The 20,506-nt window shown below is 73.2% G+C and carries 20 protein-coding genes; 8 read left to right on the plus strand and 12 right to left on the minus strand.

Annotated features, from left to right (window positions below; genetic code table 11):
* Window positions 1–200: 200 nt before the first annotated feature.
* On the minus strand, window positions 201–983 hold the full coding sequence (locus AB0M83_RS11785; protein WP_364515984.1) for an SDR family oxidoreductase: 783 nt from the start codon (window positions 981–983) through the stop codon (window positions 201–203).
* Window positions 984–1,068: 85 nt separating this feature from the next.
* On the opposite strand from AB0M83_RS11785, the gene AB0M83_RS11790 reads away from it, so the two are divergent.
* Window positions 1,069–1,911: a helix-turn-helix transcriptional regulator gene (locus AB0M83_RS11790; protein WP_364515986.1), complete on the plus strand. Its 843-nt coding sequence runs from the start codon at window positions 1,069–1,071 to the stop codon at window positions 1,909–1,911.
* 17 nt (window positions 1,912–1,928) lie between these two features.
* Here AB0M83_RS11790 and AB0M83_RS11795 read toward each other — a convergent pair whose 3' ends face one another.
* The gene (locus AB0M83_RS11795; RefSeq protein WP_364515988.1) at window positions 1,929–2,516 is read right to left on the minus strand and encodes a TetR family transcriptional regulator; all 588 of its coding nucleotides are present in this window, start codon (window positions 2,514–2,516) and stop codon (window positions 1,929–1,931) included.
* A 296-nt stretch (window positions 2,517–2,812) separates the two neighbouring features.
* Between AB0M83_RS11795 and AB0M83_RS11800 the strand changes: the two genes are divergently transcribed.
* A complete protein-coding gene (locus tag AB0M83_RS11800) occupies window positions 2,813–3,553 on the plus strand; it encodes an SDR family NAD(P)-dependent oxidoreductase (RefSeq protein WP_364515990.1) in 741 nt (246 codons plus the stop codon).
* Between the two features lie 282 nt (window positions 3,554–3,835).
* The gene (locus AB0M83_RS11805) at window positions 3,836–4,312 is read left to right on the plus strand and encodes a hypothetical protein (RefSeq protein WP_364515992.1); all 477 of its coding nucleotides are present in this window, start codon (window positions 3,836–3,838) and stop codon (window positions 4,310–4,312) included.
* 62 nt (window positions 4,313–4,374) lie between these two features.
* Here the strand turns inward: AB0M83_RS11805 and AB0M83_RS11810 are convergent, their stop codons facing one another.
* Entirely contained in the window at window positions 4,375–4,749 is a 375-nt protein-coding gene (locus AB0M83_RS11810; protein ID WP_364515994.1) for a cytoplasmic protein, read from the minus strand.
* A gap of 6 nt (window positions 4,750–4,755) precedes the next feature.
* Here AB0M83_RS11810 and AB0M83_RS11815 point away from each other — a divergent pair, with 6 nt between their 5' ends.
* A complete protein-coding gene (locus AB0M83_RS11815) occupies window positions 4,756–5,352 on the plus strand; it encodes a TetR/AcrR family transcriptional regulator (protein WP_364515995.1) in 597 nt (198 codons plus the stop codon).
* 6 nt (window positions 5,353–5,358) lie between these two features.
* Here the strand turns inward: AB0M83_RS11815 and AB0M83_RS11820 are convergent, their stop codons facing one another.
* The 6 genes from AB0M83_RS11820 to AB0M83_RS11845 form a co-directional block, all read right to left on the minus strand.
* On the minus strand, window positions 5,359–6,354 hold the full coding sequence (locus tag AB0M83_RS11820) for an RNA polymerase subunit sigma-70 (protein WP_364515997.1): 996 nt from the start codon (window positions 6,352–6,354) through the stop codon (window positions 5,359–5,361).
* 34 nt (window positions 6,355–6,388) lie between these two features.
* Entirely contained in the window at window positions 6,389–7,381 is a 993-nt protein-coding gene (locus tag AB0M83_RS11825) for a zinc-binding dehydrogenase (protein ID WP_364515998.1), read from the minus strand.
* Between the two features lie 122 nt (window positions 7,382–7,503).
* A complete protein-coding gene (locus AB0M83_RS11830; RefSeq protein ID WP_364516000.1) occupies window positions 7,504–8,091 on the minus strand; it encodes a hypothetical protein in 588 nt (195 codons plus the stop codon).
* Window positions 8,070–8,339, minus strand: a complete 270-nt coding sequence (locus AB0M83_RS11835) for a hypothetical protein (RefSeq protein WP_364516002.1) — start codon at window positions 8,337–8,339, stop codon at window positions 8,070–8,072. Before AB0M83_RS11835 ends, AB0M83_RS11830 begins: the two co-directional genes overlap by 22 nt.
* 115 nt (window positions 8,340–8,454) lie before the next feature.
* Window positions 8,455–9,348: an alpha/beta hydrolase gene (locus tag AB0M83_RS11840; protein ID WP_364516004.1), complete on the minus strand. Its 894-nt coding sequence runs from the start codon at window positions 9,346–9,348 to the stop codon at window positions 8,455–8,457.
* A complete protein-coding gene (locus AB0M83_RS11845; protein WP_364516006.1) occupies window positions 9,345–10,520 on the minus strand; it encodes a M20 family metallopeptidase in 1,176 nt (391 codons plus the stop codon). The genes AB0M83_RS11840 and AB0M83_RS11845 overlap by 4 nt, the downstream gene beginning before the upstream one ends.
* A gap of 100 nt (window positions 10,521–10,620) precedes the next feature.
* Here AB0M83_RS11845 and AB0M83_RS11850 point away from each other — a divergent pair, with 100 nt between their 5' ends.
* Window positions 10,621–12,006, plus strand: a complete 1,386-nt coding sequence (locus AB0M83_RS11850; RefSeq protein ID WP_364516008.1) for a PLP-dependent aminotransferase family protein — start codon at window positions 10,621–10,623, stop codon at window positions 12,004–12,006.
* Between the two features lie 32 nt (window positions 12,007–12,038).
* Here AB0M83_RS11850 and AB0M83_RS11855 read toward each other — a convergent pair whose 3' ends face one another.
* Window positions 12,039–13,532: an FAD-dependent monooxygenase gene (locus AB0M83_RS11855; RefSeq protein WP_364516010.1), complete on the minus strand. Its 1,494-nt coding sequence runs from the start codon at window positions 13,530–13,532 to the stop codon at window positions 12,039–12,041.
* Between the two features lie 88 nt (window positions 13,533–13,620).
* Window positions 13,621–16,863, minus strand: coding sequence for a BTAD domain-containing putative transcriptional regulator (locus tag AB0M83_RS11860; protein ID WP_364516011.1), 3,243 nt, complete (start codon window positions 16,861–16,863; stop codon window positions 13,621–13,623).
* 130 nt (window positions 16,864–16,993) lie between these two features.
* Here AB0M83_RS11860 and AB0M83_RS11865 point away from each other — a divergent pair, with 130 nt between their 5' ends.
* Complete coding sequence (locus tag AB0M83_RS11865) at window positions 16,994–18,175, plus strand: SGNH/GDSL hydrolase family protein (RefSeq protein ID WP_364516013.1); 1,182 nt, start codon at window positions 16,994–16,996, stop codon at window positions 18,173–18,175.
* 25 nt (window positions 18,176–18,200) lie between these two features.
* Here the strand turns inward: AB0M83_RS11865 and AB0M83_RS11870 are convergent, their stop codons facing one another.
* Window positions 18,201–19,067, minus strand: a complete 867-nt coding sequence (locus AB0M83_RS11870; RefSeq protein WP_364516015.1) for an alpha/beta hydrolase — start codon at window positions 19,065–19,067, stop codon at window positions 18,201–18,203.
* A gap of 126 nt (window positions 19,068–19,193) precedes the next feature.
* On the opposite strand from AB0M83_RS11870, the gene AB0M83_RS11875 reads away from it, so the two are divergent.
* Together AB0M83_RS11875 and AB0M83_RS11880 are read left to right on the plus strand one after the other, a co-directional pair.
* Window positions 19,194–20,102 carry a sigma-70 family RNA polymerase sigma factor gene (locus AB0M83_RS11875; RefSeq protein WP_364516017.1) on the plus strand — a complete coding sequence of 303 codons (909 nt, stop codon included), beginning with the start codon at window positions 19,194–19,196 and terminating at the stop codon, window positions 20,100–20,102.
* Between the two features lie 244 nt (window positions 20,103–20,346).
* A complete protein-coding gene (locus AB0M83_RS11880; protein ID WP_364516019.1) occupies window positions 20,347–20,484 on the plus strand; it encodes a hypothetical protein in 138 nt (45 codons plus the stop codon).
* The last annotated feature ends 22 nt before the right edge of the window (window positions 20,485–20,506 follow it).

Here is a 20,506-nt window from a genome sequence, read left to right on the forward strand (position 1 = left end):
CCGGGTCGGTCGCGTGTGGACGGTCCGGGCGGAGGCCCGCACTTGGACCACGACGACGGGTGCGCCGGTGGGCCACGAGGCTCCTTGACCAGCGCCGGCCGCCCACGCTTCGGCGCCGTCCAGGAACCGGTCGGCGCCGAAGCCGAGCTCGATCGGAAGTGGGTCACCGCCGGGCCGTGAAGCGGCCTGGGCTTTCCTTCTCAGGCGCCGGCGCCCCCGTCCACCGGCACGATCGCGCCGGTCACCATCGAGGCACGGTCGCTGAGCAGCCACGCCGCCACCTCGGCGACCTCGCGGGGCTCAGCCATCCGGCCGAGCGGGGTCGACGCGTTGATGCGCTCGATGACGCCCGGGGTCGCCGCCTCCCACGCGTCGATCATCTCCGTGCCGGTGCCACCGGGGGTGATGCCGTTCACGCGGATGCCCTCGCGGCCCCAGGTCACGGCAGCGGTCTCGGTGATGCTGTTGAGCGCGCGCTTCATCGCGCCGTACGCGGGGAGGGCGGGGTTCGCGCGGCGGCTGCCGATGCTCGACGTGTTGACGATCGCCCCGCCGCCGCCCCGGCGCATGAGCGCGGCCTCGGCCGTCATGGCGGTCCAGTGCGCCCGGAAGTTCACCGCGAACTGCTCCTCGACGTCGTCGTCGCTGGTGGTGTCGAGCGGGCCGGGTCGCTGGATCGCCGCGCCGTTGTTGAACGCGCCGTTGAGCCGTCCGTGCAGCTGCTCGACGCGGTCGACCGCCGCGCGGATGCTCGCCCGGTCGGCGAGGTCCACCGGCACGGCGTCGGCGACGCCGCCGTCGGCGCGGATCCCGGCGACGATCCGCTGGAGGGCGTCGGTGCTGCGCGCGGCGAGCACGACGGCGGCGCCCTCGGAGGCGAAGAGCCGGGCCGCGGCCGCCCCGATGCCGCGGCTGGCGCCGGTGATGAACACGATCTTGCCGGTGAGCAGGCCGATGGGAGTGCTGTCGCTGTCGTTGGTCATGACCACAGCCTGTGCCGGCCCCCGGATCGGATACAGGCACAAGCGGTACCAGGGTCCGCCGCCGCGCGGTGTGCAGACTGGGGGTATGGACAAGCAGGAGCTCGGGGCGTTCCTTCGCAGCCGTCGCGAGCGGCTGCGGCCGCAGGACGTCGGCCTCCCCGCCGGGCCGCGACGCCGGACACCAGGCCTCCGCCGCGAGGAGGTGGCGGTCCTCGCGCACATCTCCACGGAGTACTACGTCCGGCTCGAGCAGGGCCGGGCGCCCCGCCCGTCGGGCGAGGTCCTCGCCGGGATCGCCGGCGCGCTGCGGCTCACCGACGCCGAGTCCGATCACCTGCACGTCCTCGCCGGCACTGCGCCGAGTCGTACCGGCCTGCATCGGCGCGACGTCCGCCCGAGCATCCTCGCGCTCCTCGAGCGGTTGCCGCAGACGGCCGCTTTCGTGACCTCCGCCGCGTTCGAGGTGCTCGCCTGGAACACCCTCGCCGCTGCGCTCATGGAGGACTTCGCCGCGCTCGCCCCGCAGGACCGCAACCTCGCCCGCCGAGCCTTCCTCGGCGCGGAGCAAGCCGATCCGCTGTACGGAATCTCCGACGCCGCGGAGTTCCGGCACCACGTCGTCATGGAGCTTCGCGCCACCCTCGCCCGCTACCCGGCCGATCCCGCGGTGACGGGCCTCGTCGCGGAGCTGCGCGACGCCAGCAGCGAGTTCGCCCGGCTCTGGGAACAGCACGACGTGCAGGCTGCGCCGGTGCTCACCAAGACCTTCCGCCACCCGGTCGCCGGGGCGATCACCGTCGACTGCGACTCACTCGCGCTCACCGACCGCGACCAGCACCTCGTGCTCTACAGCGCGCCGCCGGGATCGCCCGACGCCGAGGCTCTCGCCTTTCTCAACGTACTGGGAGCCGAGGCGAACAAGTCCTGAGAGCCCGTGGCGGAACCTCAGCCCGTCATCACCGCGCGGCGGACGGTCTCCCGCAGCAGGGCGCGGCGTCCGTCGTGCCGGTCCGGCGGCTCGTCCGCGGTGGCCGCGTAGACGTTGCTGACCGGTGACCACGCCATCGACATCGCGATGACCACCGCCATCACGTCGAACGGGTCGCCCGGCCGCACGAGCCCGGCGGCCTGTGCCTCGGCGATCGCCCGGAGCTTGCGGTCGTCGAGCCGGTCGGCGTCGGCGACGAGGTGGCCGGCCGGGCGCCGTTCCAGGCGGGCCCAGGTGGCCAGGCGGATCAGGTCGGGGCGGCGCAGGTACTCGTCGTAGAGGCGCACGGCCCAGTCCGCGAGGTCGGTGGCGTCGATCGGGACGACGTTCACGATCCGTTCCAGCGAGGCGAAGAAGATCGCGTCGAACAGGCCGTCCTTGTTGCCGAAGTAGGCGTAGAGCTGTGCCTTGTTGGTGCGGGCGGCGCTCACGATCCGCTCGATGCGGGCACCCGCGATCCCGTGCTCCGCGAACTCCCGGGTCGCCGCCTCGAGGATGCGGTCTCGGGTCGCCGTGCCGCGGGCGGTCAGGGGCAGGTCGGTCATCGGGCGAGCCTAGCAACAGAACAGTCGGTTTGCTTTTCGGTCGGGCCCAGCCTACGGTGAAATAGACCGAACAGTCTGTTTGGATGGGAGTGATCATGCGGGAGACGGTGGGCTGGGGAGTGGACGGCGGAGCCGGGGAGTTGCGGCGAGTGCCTCTCGAGCGGCGGGACCTGCGCCCGGACGACATCGCGGTCCGGGTCGATTACTGCGGTGTCTGCCACACCGGCGAACGCGCCGGTCGAACATGGTGGTGTGCCGGTCACCGGGCCGGATTTCGAAGAGAAAGTGAAGCAGGAATGGACATCAGCGGACGCACCGCACTGATCGTCGGTGGCACCACCGGAATCGGCCGCGGCCTCGCCCGGCGGTTCGTGGACGCCGGCAGCACCGTCGTCGTCGGCGGACGGCACACCGACCAGGTCGAGGGCCTCGAGACGGTCCGGGTCGACGTCACCGACCCGGCCTCCGTCCTCGCCGCCCGCGACGAGGTCCTCGCGAAGCACCCCGACCTCGACCTCGTCGTGACGATGTCGGGCGTCATGCTCACCGAGGACCTTCGTGACCCCGGCCACCTCACCCAGGCGGAGACCACCATCGCGGTCAACCTCCTGGGCACCATCCGGGTGATCGGCTCGTTCACCCCCCACCTGCTCGGCCGCGGCGCCGGCGACATCATCACCGTCTCCTCGGGCATCGGATTCCTGCCGTTCCCGCTCATGGCCACCTACGGCGCCTCGAAGGCCGCTGTGCACTCCTACACCGAGTCGCTCCGCGCCCACCTCGCAGGCACCGGGGTCGGTGTCACCGAGCTCGTCCCGCCGGCCGTCGCCAACGCGGGCCAGGAAAAGCTCAACCCGCACGCCCTGCCGCTGGAGGGCTTCCTCGACGAGGTCATCGGGCTCCTCATCCAGACCCCGACCCCGGACGAGATCGTCGTCGAACGGGCCAAGGCGCTGCGCTGGGCCGAGCGCGACGACACCTACGCCGAACTCCTGGCCGCCCGGTCCCAGGCGCTCGGCAACCTTCCCGGACGCTGAGCGGCGGCCGTCGGGATTCCCTTCGGCGGTCGGGCACCGGAGCCGACCTTCGTTGCAGCGACTGGCTCCGCTGCTCGCCGAGGGCTGCGGTTGTAGTGCTGACCACCTCCGCTTCGAACGAGCTGGGGCAGTCCGACCACAGTGTCTACTCGATACCCAGCTGTGACGCCGCGCTGGTCCTGCCTGCGCTGAGCCTTTCGGGTGGTGCCTCGGTAGGCGGCTCAACCGCTGTGGGGCACTCGGACGTGGAGGCGGCGTCAACCGACCTTCAAGGGGAGTCCCATGCTCAAGCGAACTCTTGCGCTGCTGACGTTGCTCTGCACGGCTTTGGCGCCCAGCTTGCTGCTCTCGGCCACCGTCGCCCACGCGACAACCCCAGGTCGAGTTGCTCCGGCGCCCGTCGCTTCGCCGAAATGCTCGGGCACACTGTCACACGGCAAGATCCGTTACCAGGTCTGTTTCCGCTGGAACTGCGACAGCACGAAGTGCAACGTGCTCGGCTATCTGGGGCTGATCAACACGGCCACGAGCGCCCGCACCGTCAAATGGCACCTCCACTACGGCATCGACGGCGGCCCGTACAGTCTCGACGATGAGGGGTCGGCTCGGTTGAACGCGGGCGAGCAGCGGACCATCTACTCCACGAATCCCCGGCAGACGAGGCTCTGCGTCCGGAACGAGGAGAACCTTCAAGTCAATTACGACAGCAGTGGGTGGAGCCTCGCGGCGATCACCAGCGAGTTCATCGGCTGTCTGTAGAGTCTGCCGCGCCTCGGAATGACACAGCACGTTCGTGGCTGTGCCGACCGCGAAGGTGCGTCTCAGGGTTCAGCGGGCCCCAATGCGGTGGCCGGGGCGAAGCCGTCGGGACGAGGCTCCTTCAGCTCGATGAACACCGAATGCGTCGGGGTGTCACCCACGTTCTCGCCTGAATGTTCCTGTTCGCCGAGCCACCGGACGGCGCCTGCCGGCAGGTCGACGCTCACTTCCTGGTCCCCGGCGTGGATGCGGCGCCGGAAAGCGCTGAGGGTGACCATGACGCTGTCCGGGTGGTGGTGCGGTGCGGTCCGATCGCCCGGCCCGTCGAGGTACTCGAGCACCCGGACCCGTTCGTTCTCGAAGGCGACTCGATACAGCTCGGGGTTCGTGTCCGTGGGATCGGCGATGGCTGCCTCCTTATGGAACTGAAGTACCATGATGGCATGGACGTACCATATGAGTCCACCGGCCGCCGGCGGCAGAAGGGCCGGACCCGGGCCGCGCTGGTGGCGGCCGCGCACGAGTTGCTCGCCGCGGGGGAGTCTCCGGCCGTCGAGGACGCCGCCGCCATCGCGGGCATCTCGCGGACCACGGCGTACCGCTACTTCCCGAACCAGCGCGCCCTGCTGCTCGCCGCCTATCCGGAAATCGAGGACGGCGTCGGGTTGCTGCCGGCCGATGCGCCGGCCGACGTGGAGGCGCGCCTCGATCTGGTCATGCGGTCGTTCCTCGATTTCGTGGTGCGCTGGGAGCCGCAACTGCGGGCACAGCTGCGGCTGTCCCTCGAGCCGGGAGCGGCTCAGCCGATCCTGCGCGGCGGCCGGGCGATCCGCTGGATCGAGGAGGCGCTGGCGCCGCTGGCCGAGTCCCACCCGCACGTCGGCATCCGCGAAACCGCCGTCGCGATCCGATCCGCTACCGGCATCGAGTCGCTGGTGTGGCTCACCGACATCGGCGGGCTCGGCCGCGAACGCGCCGTCGAAGTACTGGCCGGTTCCGCGCGAGCGATCCTCCGAGCGGCCCTCGAGCCCGCGGACTGATTGGCCTCAGTGCGCGAGCACGTCCGGGAAGCCGAACATCGCGGCCAGGGCGGGATCGTGGAACTTGGTCACGTGCCGGACGCCGGTCGCCGTGGCGGCCAGCACCACGACGCCGTCGGCTCGCAGTGCGCCGTCCGAGTCTCGGTGGTACACGACGGCGGCGGGGTGGCCGTTGGCCGTGGTGGGGATCATCCGCCAGTCGCCCGGTGTGCCGAGCACGAACGCGTCGAGCACGTGGACGCACATCGCCCGGCCCGACTGCCAGTCGCGGAACGGCGTCGCCTCCAGGGTGGCGTCGGTGCGCAGCACCTGTTCCAGCAGACCGGCATCGGAGTGCTCGAAGGCCGCGATGTAGCCCTCGAGCAGGGCACGCGCCCGCCGGTCGGTCGGTTCGAGCACCTCCGCGGGCTCCGGCTCCACCTCGTCCAGCCGGACCCGGGCGCGCTGCAGCCCGCTCTTCACCGCCGCGACGGTCGTCCCGAGGACCTCCGCGGCCTCGGCCGCGGAGAACGCCAGCACTTCGCGCAGGATGAGGATCGCGCGCTGGCGGGCGGGCAGGTGCTGCAGGCCGGCGATGAGCGCGAGCCGCAGCGACTCGTGCGCGACCACGACGGCGGCCGGATCGTCGGCGGGCGGGGCGATCCAGGCGTCCGGCATCGGTTCCAGCCACGCGACTTCGCCGGGCGCGACGGGACTCGGTGGCCGGTCGGGTCCGTCGTACGGGCCGGTCAGGCCCGAGGGCAGCATCCTGATCCGCCGTGGTTCCACCGCCCGCAGGCAGACGTTGGTGGCGATCTTGTAGAGCCAGGACCGGATCGACGCCCGGCCCTCGAACCCGGAGTAGGACCGCCACGCCCGCAGATAGGTCTCCTGCACCAGATCCTCGGCGTCGTGCGCCGAGCCGACCATGCGGTAGCAGTGCGCCAGCAACTCCCGGCGGAACCGTTCGGTCTCGGCGGTGAACCGGTCCTCATCCGGTGCCGTCCGCGCGTGCGATGTCACTCCGGGAGCCTAATGACCCGGTACCGGAAGTGTTTCAAGGCAGCAGCGCCAGTTTGCCGACGGTGGCCCTGGATTCCAGTTCCGCGAGCGCTTTCGGGCCGTCGGCCAAGTCGTAGGCGGTGGGCCGGCCGGGGGCCACCACACCGGTGGCGACGAGCGAGGACAGCTCGCCCATGACGTCGCCGAAGATCCGTGGCGCGGCGCTGATCACCACGCCGAGGTTGAAGCCGATGACGTGCACCTGGTGCTGGTAGACCAGGTCCCAGTTGGTGATCGCGGCTTCGCCGCCCGCCAGGCCGAAGACGACCACCCGGCCGGTGACCCGCTTCGCCGCGGCCAGGCTCGCCTCGAAAGTGGCGCCGCCCGCCGACTCCAGCACGACGTCGACGCCGGCGCCACCGGTCAGCCGCAGCACCTCGGCGACGAGATCGCCACCGCGGGCGTCCAGGACGTGGTCGGCGCCCGATGCCAGCACCGTCTGGTGCTTGCCCGGCGAGGCGGTGGCGATGACCGTCGCACCGTAGTGCTTGGCCACCGTGACCGCGGCCTGGCCGGTCGCGCCCGCCGCGGCGTGGACCAGCACGGTCTGCCCCGCGGTGACGTCACCCAACGGCTTCAGCGCGGCCAGCGCGGTCGGCCAGTTCACGAGCAGGCCCAGCGCCTGCTGTTCCGTCCAGCCAGGCGGCACGGGCATCGCCGCGGCCGCCGGCAGCACCGTGTACTCGGCGAACGCGGCGTTCCCGATGCCGACGACACGAGCCCCCAGCGTCGGGCCCGCTGCCGCGTCGCCCGTCGCGACGACTTGACCGGCAGCCTCGAAACCGGCCAGATAAGGCGGCCGCGGACCGTCCAGGAACGTGCCGTGGGCCTTCGAGACGTCGGCGAAGTTGACGCCGGCGGCGGTGACCCGGATCAGGACCTCGTCCGGGCCGGGGCTCGGCACCGGTGCGCCGGTGATCAGGCGCATGTCCTGCGGGCCGTCGAGGGAAGTCTGCTGCAGCGCGCGCATGGTCGCGGGAATGGTCATGGACGATCAGCCTTGCTTTCCGGGGTGGGTGATCGGGACCGGCCCGTCGCGCGGGCCGCGTCTCCGATCAGGTAGATCCCGGCCACCGCGAAAAGGAATCGGGCGCCGCCTCACAGGCAAGATCAGTCGACGCGCGGCTCCTCCGCGTACGCGGGCACGGCGTGCGGGCGGGGCTTGCCCGGGCCGTACGGGAACAGGACCGCCATCCGCCGTCCCCAGCCGCCGATCCACGCTCGTCGATCCTTCTCGCCGACCAGGTAGCCGGCGCCGTGCGCCGATATCGCGGTCCGCAGCACGATCTCGCGGCCGTCGCGGTAGCGGACCAGGATCTCCGGGTTGTGGCTGCGGGCCCGGAATCCGGGTACGACGGTCACCGTCGCGATGCGCCAGCCGGTGTGGGCGACCGCGCGGGCGCGGCGGCGCCGGCCCACCGCCGCCTTGGCCGCGAACGGCAGCCCGGCGAAGCCGACGACCGTCACCGCGTCGCCGACGTAGTACACGCGAGCGGAGTCGCGGACGATCTCCTCGGTCCAGGACTTTCCCGGCGAGTGGTAGCGCACCCAGAACGACGACGTGCCCCTGCTCGGCTGGTGAACCGCGAGCACCACACCCTCGACGCGGACTCCGGTGGCGAGGAGGCCGGCGGCGGCCTGGTAGGCCGCGACGACACCGGCGAGCCCGAGCGTGATCAGCACGGTCCAGGCCAGCACCAGCGCCGCCGCGTGGCGGGCGATCCGGCGCAGGCCGGCGGTCCGGGGCTCCCCAGGCGATACGCGGCGAAAACGGCGAGGCCGAGGGATCCGGTCAGGATGGCGGCCGCGACGAGGAAATCACCGCCCGCGAAGACGTAGGTCCGGTTGAGCAGCAAGGAGGTCGTGCCCGTGCCGAAGAACAGGAACACCAGCACCGCGACCGCCACCACGACCCGCCAGGCGATCCGGTGTCTACCAGACTCCATCAGCCGAGCGTAGAGCCGCCGAAGAGTGCCGGTCCTGCAAGAAAAAGCACAGGTGGGCCGGGCAACCGGACGGCCGCGCCCGGCGTGCGAGTGAGCAGGCAGATCTTCGGGATCGTCAGGACACGGTCGTCACCCATCGACCGACCGTCAGCACGGCATCGGCGAAAGCGGTGGGAGCCTCCTGGGGAAGGTTGTGGCCCGCGTCGATCACGCGGTGCTCGTGGCGGGCGGTGAACATGCCGGCGTGGTCGGCCGTGCCACCGGGTTTCAGCGTGTCGCTCGCTCCGTCGAGGGTCACCGCCGGCACCGTGATTTCCGGACGGTGCGCAAGCCGCTCTTCCAGCTCCGCATGAGCGGGGTCGCCGGCCTCGAGGCCGAAACTGTGGCGGTAGGCGTGAATCACGACGTCGACGAAGTCCGGGTTGTCGAACGACGCGGCGGTTCGTTCGAAGGTCGCCTCATCGAACCGCCAGTGCGGGGACCATTGCCGCCACAGCGTGCGGCACAGCTCCCGGCGGTGGTCGGCGAGGCAGCGGCGTCCCCGCTCGGTCTGGAACAGGTGCTGGTACCAGACGGCGTGCTCCACTGCGGGATCGTGCGCGCGCTGCTGGCTCTCGATGTCGATGATGTCGTAGCCGGCCAACGAAACCAGCCCGGCCACGCGCTCGGGCCACAAGGCAGTGGCGACACAGGAAGCCAGGCCGCCCCAGTCATATCCGGCGAGGATGGCGGTGTCCAGGCGCAGGGCATCCAGCAGCGCGACGAGGTCGGAGCCGAGCGCGGCCTGCTGCCCGCTGCGCGGGGTGGCCGCGGTCAGGAAGCGGGTCGGACCGAACCCGCGCAGCCATGGGCGGATGACCCGGGCACCCCGGGCGGTCAGCTCCGGGACGACCTCGTCGTAGGCGTGCACGTCGAACGGGAACCCGTGCGCCAGGATGACGGGCCATCCGTCGTCCGGACCGTCCTCCAGGTAGCCCACCGCGAGAACTCCCGCGTCCACCGTCTTCACGTCAGGACCACCGGGAGCCTGGTGAAGATTTCGGCGGCCCGCTCCAGCGCGGACACGTCGACGCGTTCGTCGGTCTGGTGTGCGAGGTTCGGGTCGCCCGGGCCGCACAGGAGCGTGGGAACGCCGGTGGCGGGCTGCAGGATGGATCCGTCGGAGAAGTAGCTGACGCCACGGGGTTCGGGGGAGCGCCCCAGCACCGTGCCGAGCACGCGCGTGGCGGCCCGCACGAGGGGCTGGTCGAGAGCCGTGCCGACGGCGGGGTAGTCACCGGTGACCGTCAAGCGCGCCCGGAAGCCGGTGTGGGTGCCGGCGAGTTCGTCGAGCAGCCTCTCGAGGCGAGCCACCAGGGCCGGGTGGTCGATGCCGGGCACCGTGCGCACGTCCACGCGGGCGGTGCACCGGTCCGGCACGATGTTCACGACCGATCCCCCTTCGATGGTGCCGACGTTGAGCGTGGCGCCGCCGAGCAGGGGATGCGCCGGGAGCTCGGTGGCGAGGGTACCCAGTCGGTCCAGCAGGCGCGTCATGTGGGTGATGGCGTTGACGCCCTGCTCGGGCATGGCGCCGTGGGCGGCCCGGCCGTAGGTGGTGAACTCCAGGAACAGCGCGCCCTTGTGGGCGACCACCAGTTCGAGGTCCGTCGGCTCGGCGATGACGAGGTTCGCCACGCCTTCGAGCGCACCGGCGTCCAGAGCGGCACGGGCGCCGGCGCAGTCGACCTCTTCGCCCACGGCGCCCAGGAAATGGACGTCGCCGGGCAGCGGCACCTCGGCGCGGGCGAGGGTGGCCATGCCGACGAGCATGGCCGCGACCCCGCCTTTCATGTCGACGGCCCCGCGTCCCCACAGCACGCCGTCTTCGTCCACCTCCGCCGCGTGGGGCGGCCGGGTCCACGCCGCGGTGCCCAGCGGCACGGTGTCGAAGTGCCCGCAGTACATCAGCGGAGCTCGTGCGCCGGCCCCCGGGAGCACCAGGCGCAGGTTGGCGCGGCCGTCGCCGAGGGGCACCAGGTCGCCGTCCAGGCCGAACCGCTTCCCGTAGGCGAGAGCCACCTCCGCGGCCGCCCGTTCGTTGCCGGGCGGGTTCACCGTGTCGATCCGGAGGAGCTCACGAGTGAGTTCGACGACTTCGCGACGGTCGGGGGACGGCACCACGTCCGGGGAACTCGCCACGGCGCTACCTCCTGGGTTCCGGATGTGCAGAACGACTTCGCGCCCCACTGTGGCAAGCTTGGCTGGTTTCGAATACAGCCAAGTGAAAGGTGTTGGCCGGATGGGCCCCGAGCGGCTGGCGTCCCTGATCGAGCCGTGGCTCGCCGGCGACGTACCCGTCTACGTCGCGGTTTCCGCCGGCGTCCGCAGCCTGGCGCTCGACGGCCGGCTGCCGGTCGGCACGCGGCTGCCCTCGGAGCGCGCTCTGGCCGGGGTCCTGGGCGTGAACCGGACGACGGTGAGCGCCGCGTACAACGTGCTGCGGCAGGAGAGCTACCTGCACAGCGCCCACGGCGCGGGCAGCCGGATCAGCCTGCCGGCGACGCCCGCGCAGCGGCCGGACGCCCAAGCCGGCGAGCCGGCCGAGGTCCTGGACCTCACGGTGGCCGCGCTGCCCGCTCCGGGTCAGCTGCCCGATGCGGCGCGGGCGGCCGCGGCGGACCTGTCCGCCCAGCTCGCCGGCCACGGTCTCCACCCCTTCGGCCTGCCCGCGCTGAGAGCCGCGGTGGCCCACCACCTCACCGGGCGCGGCCTGGAGACCCGAGCCGAGCAGGTCCTCGTGATCAGCGGCGTCCTGCAAGGCTGGAACCTGCTGCTGCGCGCGCTGGGCCGCCCCGGCGCCCCGGTGCTGGTCGAACAGCCCACCTATCCCGCCGTCCTCGACGCCGTCCGCGCCCACCACCTGCGCCCGGTCCCGTTGCCGGTCACCGCGGCCGGCTGGGATCGGCCCGCCGCGGGCACGACGCTGGCCCACCTGACCCCGGACGGTCAGAACCCCACCGGCCTGGTCGCCGGCGAGGCGGCCCGCCGGCGAGTGCTCGCCGGCCTGCGAGGCGCGGTCGTCGCGGTCGACGAAACGTTCGCCGACCTGGTGCTGGACGGTCCCGCGCCCCCGCCGGCCGCAGTCCTGCGCCGGGACGTCGTGACCCTGGGGTCGATGAACAAGGCGTTCTGGGCCGGCTTGCGCATCGGCTGGGTCCGAGCCGAGCCGGGTCTCCTCGCCCGGCTCGCGCAAGAGCGCGCCTCCGTCGACCTCGGCAGCCCGGTCCTGGACCAGCTGGTCGCCGTCCGGCTCCTGCACGACGCCGACGTCATCCTCGCCGAGCGGCGTGACCACCTGCGCCGGTCCCGCGCCGCCCTCGAGCGGGCCCTGCGCGCCCGGCTGCCGGACTGGCGGTGGTCCTCCCCGAAAGCCGGGATGGCGCTGTGGGTCGAGCTCCCGCAGCCGAGCGCGACCCGCATCGCCTCGGCGGCCCTCGAGCTCGGTCTCCGGATCACTCCCGGCCCGCGCTTCACCGTGGACGGCACGGCCGATCGGTGGCTCCGGCTGCCGTTCACCGTGCCCGCCCACCAGGCGGACTTCGTCGCCGGCTTGCTCGCGGAAGCCTCGCTCCGGTCCGCGGCGCCACCGGACCGGGACCTGCACGTCTCCCGCTGGACGGCCTGAGCTGCCTGGCCATCGAGCACTCCGACGACGGCTCAGAACCACCGGGTGACGGCTCGGTCGAACGCACCACCGTCCGGAGTGCGGTCGCCGGCCCAGGCGACGATGCCGTCCGGCCGGACGAGTACCGCGCCGAGGCCGAGGTCGTCGTGTGCCGCGCCGGTCGCGTACCGGATCCGGTCGTCGTGGAGCGACGCCGCCTCGCGCAACTGCCCCTCGGCGGTGAAGTCGAGAACGACGCCGCAGCCGTCCCGCAGCAGCTCGCCGAGGCGGGTGCCGTCGGCCAGGCGGAAGTCCGGCGCGGTGCGGCCGGCCAGCGGGTGTTCGCCGCCGAGCTCGTAGCGGAGCGACGTGCCCGAGGTGCGCTCGAAGACGTACGTGGTGCCGTCGCGGGTCTCCAGCAGGTCGCGCACCACGGCCTGGACCGCCCGGGAGTGCGGGTCCGGCCGCATGGTCGCCACCTGGGCGCGCGACCAGTCGAGCACCCGCGCGCCGATCGGGTGGCGTTCGGCGGTGTAGGTGTCGAGCAGGCCTTCCGGCGCGTGCCCGCGCACCGTCGCCGCGAGCTTCCAGCCCAGGTTGACCGCGTCGCCGAGGCCGAGGTTGAGCCCCTGCCCGCCGAGCGGGGAGTGGATGTGCGCGGCGTCGCCGGCGAGCAGGACGCGGCCGCGCCGGTAGGTGGTCGTCTGCATCGCCCGGTCGGTGAAGGTCGAGGCGAGGTGCACCTCGCCGAGCGTCACGTCGGTGCCGGAGACGCGGCGCAGCACCGACTGGAGGTGCTCGCGGGTCAGCGGCCGGGAACGGTCGTACGCGCCGCCGTCGAAGTCCATGATGCCGAAGTGGCCGGGCTCGGACATCGTGAGGTACATGCCCGCCGGGGTCAGGGCGAAGCCGCGGCGCAGCTTCTCCGGATCGGCGAGCGTGGCCAGCGCGAGGTAGCCGGTGAACTGCGGTTCGGTCCCGGCGAAGTCGAAGCCCGCGAGGCGGCGCACCGCACTGCGGCCGCCGTCGCAGCCGACGAGCCAGCGGGCCGGGTACTCCTGCTCGCCGGCCCGGGCGGCCACGGTTTCGCCGTCCTGGGTGACGGCGGTGACGGTGACCCCGCGCCGGATCTCGACGCCGAGCTTTTCGGCCCGCTCGGCCAGCACCGTCTCCACCGCCTCGAGGCTGGTCATGATGCCGTCGGAGGCCGGGCTGGGCAGCCGGTAGGGCAGCCGGGCGAGGTCGACGTCGGCCGGGTCGAGCATCATCCCGGCGAAGTGGCCGACCGTCCGCGGGGGTGCCGGCTCGTCCGGCACCGGCGTCTCCGGCACGCCTGACGCCGTCAGCAGGGCCGGCAGCATCCCGCGGCGGTAGAACGCTTCGACCGAGCCGGCCGACAGGCCCCGCATGCCGAGCGGGAAGCTGCGCCACGGGGTCCGCGCCTCCGGCTCCCGTTCGAGGACCAGTACCGAGCAGCCCGCGAGCCCGAGCTCGCCGGCGACGAACAGGCCGACCGGACCGGCCCCCACGATCACAACGTCATGCATGGCAGTTCCCTTCTCGAGGTGTGCCCCGAGACTGGCGACCGCCGCGCACACCAGACGCACACCGCGCGCACACCACGGGTTTGCCCGGTCAGGGACGGGACAGCGAGGCCGGGTCGGCTTGGGTCACGGCGGTTTCCGCGTCCAGCTCCCAGCCCCGCGCGTACGCCGCGGCGAACTCGTCCGCGCCCGACGCGGCCCGGACCCGGCGGGTGAGCTCGCGGATCTGGGGATCGGTGCGGTCGTGCGCGCCCCGCAGCCGGGCGGCGACCCCCAGCAGCACGGCCGGCTCGTGCCGCCGCCCGAGTGCTTCGGCGAGCGCGGCGGTGTACACCGTCACCAGCGAGAGGATCGGCAGGTCGCGGGCGACCAGCGCGGCGGCGTACGCGGCCCGCAGTGCCTTGTCCGCGCCGGCCAAGTCACCCTGGGCCAGGCAGAGCGCGGCACGGGCGCCGGCGACCAGGGTCCGGGCGTGGTCCGAGGGGAACGCGGTATCGCCGGGCAGACCGCGTTCGGCGGCGTCGAGCAGAGCATCGGCCCGGTCCAGGTCACCGAGCCGCACTCGCAAGTCGGCCTCCCGGGCGTCGATCAGCACCAGCATCTCCGCCGACGACGCGCGCAGCGCCCGCTCCCGGGCGGCGGCGAGCACCGCCATCGCGCGGTCGGTTTCGCCCCGCCGCACGTGCAGGTCGATCCAGCGCAGGTCGCTGTAGAACTGGTCGCCGAGGCTGAGCGCACCGAACTCGCTCGCCAGCGTCCGCGCTTCGCGCAGGTCGGCCAGCGCACCGTCGAGGTCGTCATAGCACCGCAGCTGGGCTCGCATCGGCAGCGTCGCCGCCTGGCCCCAGCGGTCGCCGGCCCTCCGGAAGCCGGCCAGGGCCGCTTCCACGTGGACGCGCACCCGATCGAGCGCACCGGTGTTCTCGGCGAACTCGGCCTGGAACATGTGGGCCAGCCCGGACAGCCACGCGTCGTCGCCGTCGGCCAGGCGCTGGAAGGCCGGGATCGCGGTCTCCTCTTCCAGCAGGAAGAGCAGCACCGGGCCGAACACGCGGTAGTGCGCCGGCAGCCCCGGGTGCGCGAGCAGCCGGCCGGCCAGCTCTCGCATCTCCGCCCGGTCTTCCGCGGCCTCCCCGGCGGTGATCCCCGACAGGATGTCCGCCCGGTTGAGCAGGTAGACGGCTCGGGCGCAGTCGCGTTCGGCCGTCGGCTCGCCGCCGGGCACCGCCAGCGCCGCACCCAGCCAGTGGTCGGCGTCGGCCGTGCGGCCGAACATCTGCCAGTACCAGGTCATGGCGAGCACGAGGGTGATCGCGGCGGCGGCGTCACCGGTGGCGCACAGGTGCCGCAGGGCGGCGATCGTGTTGTCGTACTCGGCGCCGAAGACCTGCATGGCCCGCACCTGGTCGTGGCCGCGCAGGCCGGGTTCGTGGCGGGCCATCAGCTCGGTGAAGTGGGCGGCGGCCAGGTCGCGGGTCGTGCCGAGCTCACCGGAGCCGGTCAGCCGGGCGGTGCCGTACTCGCGGAGGGTTTCAAGCATGCGGTAGCGGCCGGATCCGGTCGGCGGCTGCAGCAGCGACCGGTCGACGAGGGCGGCGAGCAGTTCGGGGATCTCGTCGGCCGGCACGGCCGTGCCGGCGCAGACGGCGGCGGCCGAGGCCGGGGTGACGCCCCCGGGCAGGATCGAGATCCGCTCCGCGACGGTGCGTTCGTGCTCGTCGAGCAGCTCCCAGCTCCAGGCGATGACCGCCCGCAGGGTGCGGTGCCGGGCCGGCGCCGTGCGGTGGCCGGTGGTGAGGAGCCGGAACCGGTCGGCGAGCCCGTCGGCGAGGTCGGGCAGGGCCAGCGTGCGCAGCCGGGCGGCGGCGAGCTCGAGGGCGAGCGGCAGGCCGTCCAGGCCGCGCACCACGCGCACGATGCCGGGCAGCGTGGTCTCGTCGACGGCGAAACCGGGGCGCACGGCGGCGGCCCGCTCGGTGAACAGGCGCACCGAGGCCACCGTGGCGGCCTGGTCGACGTCGACGTCCGGCTCGGGCAGCGCGAGCGGGCCCAGCGGCACGAGTGCCTCGCCGTCCACTGCGAGGGGTTCGCGGCTGGTGGCGAGCACCCGCACCCCGGGACAGCGGGGGAGCAGTGCCGCGACCAGATGGGCCACCGCCTCGATCAGGTGCTCGCAATTGTCGAGCAGCAGCAGGGTTTGCCGGCCGCCGAGCTCGCGGACGAGAACGTCCAGCTCGTCACCCTCGAGCCGCCGGTGGACGTCGAACAGGGCACCGCCCCGCAGCCCGATCCCGGCGAGCACGGCCGGGCCGATCTTCGCCGGTTCGGTGACGGGCGCGAGGTCGACGAAGCAGGCGCCGTCGCGGTATTCGTGCTGGTGCCGGTGGGCGGCTTCCAGTGCCAGCCGGGTCTTCCCGGCGCCACCGGGGCCGAGGACGGTGACCAGGCGTCCGGTGGTGAGCAGGGCGCCGATCCGGGCGAGGTCGTCGTCGCGGCCGATGAAGCTGGTCAGCGACGCGGGCAGGGCGGACGGCGGGACCCGGCGGGGTCCGGTCGCGGGCCGCCGTCCGGTTTCCGCCGTGCCGGCCGAGGTGTCCAGCAGGCGCAGGTGGCGGTCCCGCAGGGCGGTGCCCGGGTCGGCGCCGAGGTCCTCGGCGAGGGTCCGGCGGACCCGCTCGTAGACGGCCAGCGCTTCGGCCTGCCGCCCCTGGGCGGCGAGTGCGTCCATCAGCAGTCCGGCCGCCCGCTCGTGCGCCGGGTACTCGGCCAGCAACCCGGTCAAGCGGGTAGCGGCCACTTCGGCGCGCCCCAGCGACAACTCGGCGCCGGCGAGGTCGGCGACCGCCTCGATCGACACCCGCGCCAACCGGGTCGCCACCGTCGGCGCGACCGCGGCGATCACCGCGGGCTCGGTACCGGCGGGTTCGCCCCACAAGGCCACGGCCTCGGCGAGCGCGGCCCTCGCGGCCTCCGCGTCACCCGCCCGCAGCCCGTCTCGCCCAGCCGCGGTGAGCTGCTCGAAGCGCAGCGCGTCCACGTCGGCGGCGGCCACCGCCAGCCGATAGCCGCCCGCGACCTGCACGATCCCGGCCGGGGTGAGCGTGCGACGCAGCCGGGAGACGAGGGTCTGCAGGGCGGAGGCGGGCCCGGACGGCGGTTCCTCGCCCCAGATCGCGTCGACCAGCACGCCCGGCTCGACCGCACGGCCCCCGGCGAGCGCGAGCCGGACCAGCAGGGCCTGCAACCGCGCGCCCGGCACGGGCAGGACCACGTCACCGCGAGCCACCTCGAACGCCCGCAGCAGCGTGATGCGAAGCCGGGCACCACCGTCCATCTCCCGATCTTCGCGCGCCCGCCCGCGCCACCTCGAACCAGGGCGGCCGTGTCAGCGCCGTGTGCGTCCCGTGTGAGCGGCCCGCCGCAGTCTTGCGCCACCACGAACGCCACGAACCACGGAGGAACCGATGACCGAGACGGACGACGCAGGCAGCTGGGTCCGGACCTGGGGCGCTTCGCCCCAGAGCGCCCACGACGGGTTCGGCTCGCTCGACGACCACCCGCCGCTCGCCGACGTGACCCTCCGCCAAGTCGTCCGCATCGGCGGCGGCGGGCGCCGGGTGCGCATCCGCTTCACCAACGAGTTCGGGACCGCGCCCCTCACCATCGGCGCGGCACAGCTGGGCCTCGCGGCCCCCGGCGGTGCGGTGCGGGCCGGCAGCGAGCGCGTGCTGACCTTCTCCGGCGCCCCGGCCGTCACCGTCCCGGCCGGCGCGCCCGTCCTCAGCGATCCGGTCGACCTGCCCCTGCCCGCGCTCGCCGAGCTGTCCCTCAGCCTCTACCTGCCGGAGCGCGTGGAGACCTGCACCTGCCACGACCCCGTCCTGGACACCGGCTGGACGATCCCGGGCGACGCCGTCGCCGCTCCCACGCTGCCGGAGAACGCCGGGGACCTGCCGGTGCGGGCTCTGATCTCCGCTGTCGAAGTACTCCCCGACGCCCCGGCGAAGGCGATCGTGGTGCTCGGCGACTCCCGCACCGACGGCGCCGGCTCGACCCCGGGCACCCACCACAGCTGGCCGGAACTGCTGGCCGGGCGGCTCGGCACCGGGTACGTGGTCAACCAGGGCATCAGCGGCAACCGGATGCTCGACGACGGCATCGGCACCGCCGGCCTGGCCCGCTTCGACCGCGACGTGCTGGCGACACCCGGCCTCGGCCACGTGGTGCTGTCCATCGGCGGGGACGACATCATCATCTCCGCTGCCCCGCGCGACGACACTTCCCTCGCCGACTTCCTGAAGATGTTCCCCGGCGCACCGGTGACGACGGACGACGTCATCGCCGGCTACCGGCAGCTGATCGCCCGGGCGCGCGAACGCGGCGTGCGGGTCTACGGCACGACCATCGCGCCCTTCGAGGGCTCGGAGCTGTACACACCGGAAGGCGAGAACGCGCGCCAGACGGTCAACGAATGGATCCGCACCGGCGGCGCCTTCGACGCCGTGCTGGATTTCGATGCCGTCTGGCGCGACGCGGACCACCCCGGCCGGATCAGGGACGACCTCCACGCCGGCGATCATCTGCACGGCAGCGACGCGGGTTACCGGGCCCTCGCCGACTCCGTCGACCTGTCGCTGTTCGGCTGAGCCGGCCGGGCCGTCGAGAGGGTGCTCAGCTGCCGGTGACGAACTCCACCACCGCCTTGCCGAACAGGTCGGGTTCTTCGAGGTGGCCGAAGTGACCGCTGTGCTCCAGCACGACGAGGCCGGCGGCGGGGATCAGCTCGGCCAGTTCGTGCGCCCAGCGGACTCCGCAGATCACGTCGAACCGGCCGACGAGCACCAGCGCGGGCACGGTCAGCGCCCCCAGTGCTGCCCGGTCGTCGATCGTGTCCGGTACGAGCCGCGCGTCCAGTCCGGAGATGTGCGTGCCGCGCACGGCCGCCCTCAGGGGCGCGAACTCCGCCTCCCGGCCCCAGTAGTCGGCGAAGTAGGCCGGCATCAGGCCGCGCAGCGCGGCGGTCATCTCGTCGTCGTCCGAGATGGACGCGGTCGCCTGGAGGGCGGCCAGCACGGCGGGCAGCTCGGGCCGGTCGGCGTTGCGGCGGGCGAACTCGGCGACGTTGCGCTGAGCTTCGGCGCCGTGCTCCGGCCCGGTGACCGGGGCGCTTTCGTACAGCACCACCCCGGCGACCCGGCCGGGGTGGTGCAGCGCGAAGTACTGCGCGACGAACCCGCCGTGGGAATGGCCGAGGAGGTGGGTCGTGGCCAGGCCGAGGTGGTCCAGCAGGGCGAGCAGGGCGCGGGCGTACCGGTCGCGGGTGTACCCGTGCGGGTGGGACGCCAGCCGCCCCGAGCCGCCGGTGCCGATCGGCTCGACGTAGACCAGGGTCAGGTGCTCTTCGAGCGCGGGCATCCGGAGGTACGCCCAGTCCACGCCGGGGCCGCCGGGAAGGGCGACGCACACCGGCCCGCGGCCGTGCACGTGGTAGCGCTGAAGGATGCCGTCGAGCTCGACGGTGTGGGTGCCGATGTCCATGGGACTTCTCCGATCGCGAGGTGCTGGGACACCGGCACGATGGCTTCGGGGAAGGAAAGTTCGATCCGGCCGGCATGGCGTGCGTCACACCGCGGTGCCCGGGTCGAGACCGGGAAGAATGATCTGGTGATCCCCATCGACATCGAGCTGGCGCGCAGCGCCCGGGCCGGCAGCGTGAGCGCCCTCGGGACGTTGCTCGCCCGGCATCAGGCCGGTCTGCGCGCGGTGGCGCTGAGCATCCTGGGCCACGGCCCGGACGCCGAGGACGCGCTGCAGGACGCCGCGCTGCAGGCGTTGCGGCGGATCGGCACCCTGCGCGACCCGGCCGCGGCGGGCCCGTGGCTGCGGGAGATCGTCCGCAACGCCTGCCTCGTGCGCCTGCGCGCCGCGCGCCGGGTCGTGCCGGTCGCGGACCCGAGGCCGCCGGCCGATCTCGCGACCCCGGAACGCGTTCTCGACGACCACGTGTCCCGCGACTGGATCTGGCACGCGATCGACAGCCTGTCCCCGGCGTTGCGGGAGGTGGTCCTGCTGCGCCACTTCAGCGACGTCACGTCGTACGAGCAGATCGCCGCGGCCTGCCGGCTTCCGGTGGGCACGGTGCGCAGCCGGCTGAACCAGGCGCGGACCAAGCTGTCCGAAGCACTGCTGGCCACCGCCGACCGCGCGTACGACGACGCCGCCGCGCGCAACGCCGCCAGCGCCCGAGAGGCGACCGACACGCTGGCCGCCGCCCGGCGCGGCGAATTCGCCGGCGTCGTCGCCGACCGCTGGACACCGGACCTGCGGATGACCAGCGGCCAGGGTTTCCAGGGCGGGCCGGGCATGGCCGTGGCGGGCATGGAAGCGGACCTGGCCTACGGCGTGACCCAGCACCTCGTCAACGCCGTCACCAGCCGCGACTTCACCGTCTGGGAAATGGCGATGGTCAGCCCGTCGCACGATCCGCAGCACTGCCCGCCGGCCGTGGTCTGGCTCATGTCGCACGACGAAGGCCGGGTCCACCGTCTGCGCCTGTTCTTCCCGGCGAGCTGAGGAGCACACCGGGCCCGTCTCGCGGACGGAGTGGTCGATACGCAACCGTTCCGTCTCGTGCCGGCTTCGACCGATGAGCGACCCCGTTCCCCCGGCGCCCGGCGGCGCGCGCCCGGCGGGCCGGTCCTGCAGGACGACGTCACCGCAGCGCTGACGGAAGCCTTCTTCGCGGAGCTCGCCGCCGTCGGCTACGGAAGGCTGTCGCTGGAGGCGGTGGCCAACGCGCCGGCGCGGGGCGACCTCCGTGCGTTCCTCCAGGACGCGATCGACGCCCTCAGTCATCCCCAGGCCCGCCGTGGTGCAGCTGCCCACCCAGGAGCACTACGTCGAGCGGCTGATCGACCACATCGTCCGCTCGCTGGGTGGGCACTGCCCGGCCTAGGTCAGTTCCCTTTGCCGCCCGG

The organism is Amycolatopsis sp. NPDC051106 (genome assembly GCF_040682775.1).
In the GTDB taxonomy this organism is placed as follows: Bacteria; Actinomycetota; Actinomycetes; order Mycobacteriales; family Pseudonocardiaceae; genus Amycolatopsis.

What these genes read in the sequence shown, in the direction of transcription:
- AB0M83_RS11855 (WP_364516010.1), bottom strand. Translation starts at nt 13,532, where the DNA reads ATGCATGACGTTGTGATCGTGGGGGCCGGTCCGGTCGGCCTGTTCGTC.
- AB0M83_RS11835 (WP_364516002.1), bottom strand. Translation starts at nt 8,339, where the DNA reads ATGGAGTCTGGTAGACACCGGATCGCCTGGCGGGTCGTGGTGGCGGTC.
- AB0M83_RS11850 (WP_364516008.1), top strand. Translation starts at nt 10,621, where the DNA reads ATGGGCCCCGAGCGGCTGGCGTCCCTGATCGAGCCGTGGCTCGCCGGC.
- AB0M83_RS11870 (WP_364516015.1), bottom strand. Translation starts at nt 19,067, where the DNA reads ATGGACATCGGCACCCACACCGTCGAGCTCGACGGCATCCTTCAGCGC.
- AB0M83_RS11865 (WP_364516013.1), top strand. Translation starts at nt 16,994, where the DNA reads ATGACCGAGACGGACGACGCAGGCAGCTGGGTCCGGACCTGGGGCGCT.
- AB0M83_RS11790 (WP_364515986.1), top strand. Translation starts at nt 1,069, where the DNA reads ATGGACAAGCAGGAGCTCGGGGCGTTCCTTCGCAGCCGTCGCGAGCGG.
- AB0M83_RS11810 (WP_364515994.1), bottom strand. Translation starts at nt 4,749, where the DNA reads ATGGTACTTCAGTTCCATAAGGAGGCAGCCATCGCCGATCCCACGGAC.
- AB0M83_RS11785 (WP_364515984.1), bottom strand. Translation starts at nt 983, where the DNA reads ATGACCAACGACAGCGACAGCACTCCCATCGGCCTGCTCACCGGCAAG.
- AB0M83_RS11800 (WP_364515990.1), top strand. Translation starts at nt 2,813, where the DNA reads ATGGACATCAGCGGACGCACCGCACTGATCGTCGGTGGCACCACCGGA.
- AB0M83_RS11860 (WP_364516011.1), bottom strand. Translation starts at nt 16,863, where the DNA reads ATGGACGGTGGTGCCCGGCTTCGCATCACGCTGCTGCGGGCGTTCGAG.
- AB0M83_RS11815 (WP_364515995.1), top strand. Translation starts at nt 4,756, where the DNA reads ATGGACGTACCATATGAGTCCACCGGCCGCCGGCGGCAGAAGGGCCGG.
- AB0M83_RS11805 (WP_364515992.1), top strand. Translation starts at nt 3,836, where the DNA reads ATGCTCAAGCGAACTCTTGCGCTGCTGACGTTGCTCTGCACGGCTTTG.
- AB0M83_RS11825 (WP_364515998.1), bottom strand. Translation starts at nt 7,381, where the DNA reads ATGACCATTCCCGCGACCATGCGCGCGCTGCAGCAGACTTCCCTCGAC.
- AB0M83_RS11795 (WP_364515988.1), bottom strand. Translation starts at nt 2,516, where the DNA reads ATGACCGACCTGCCCCTGACCGCCCGCGGCACGGCGACCCGAGACCGC.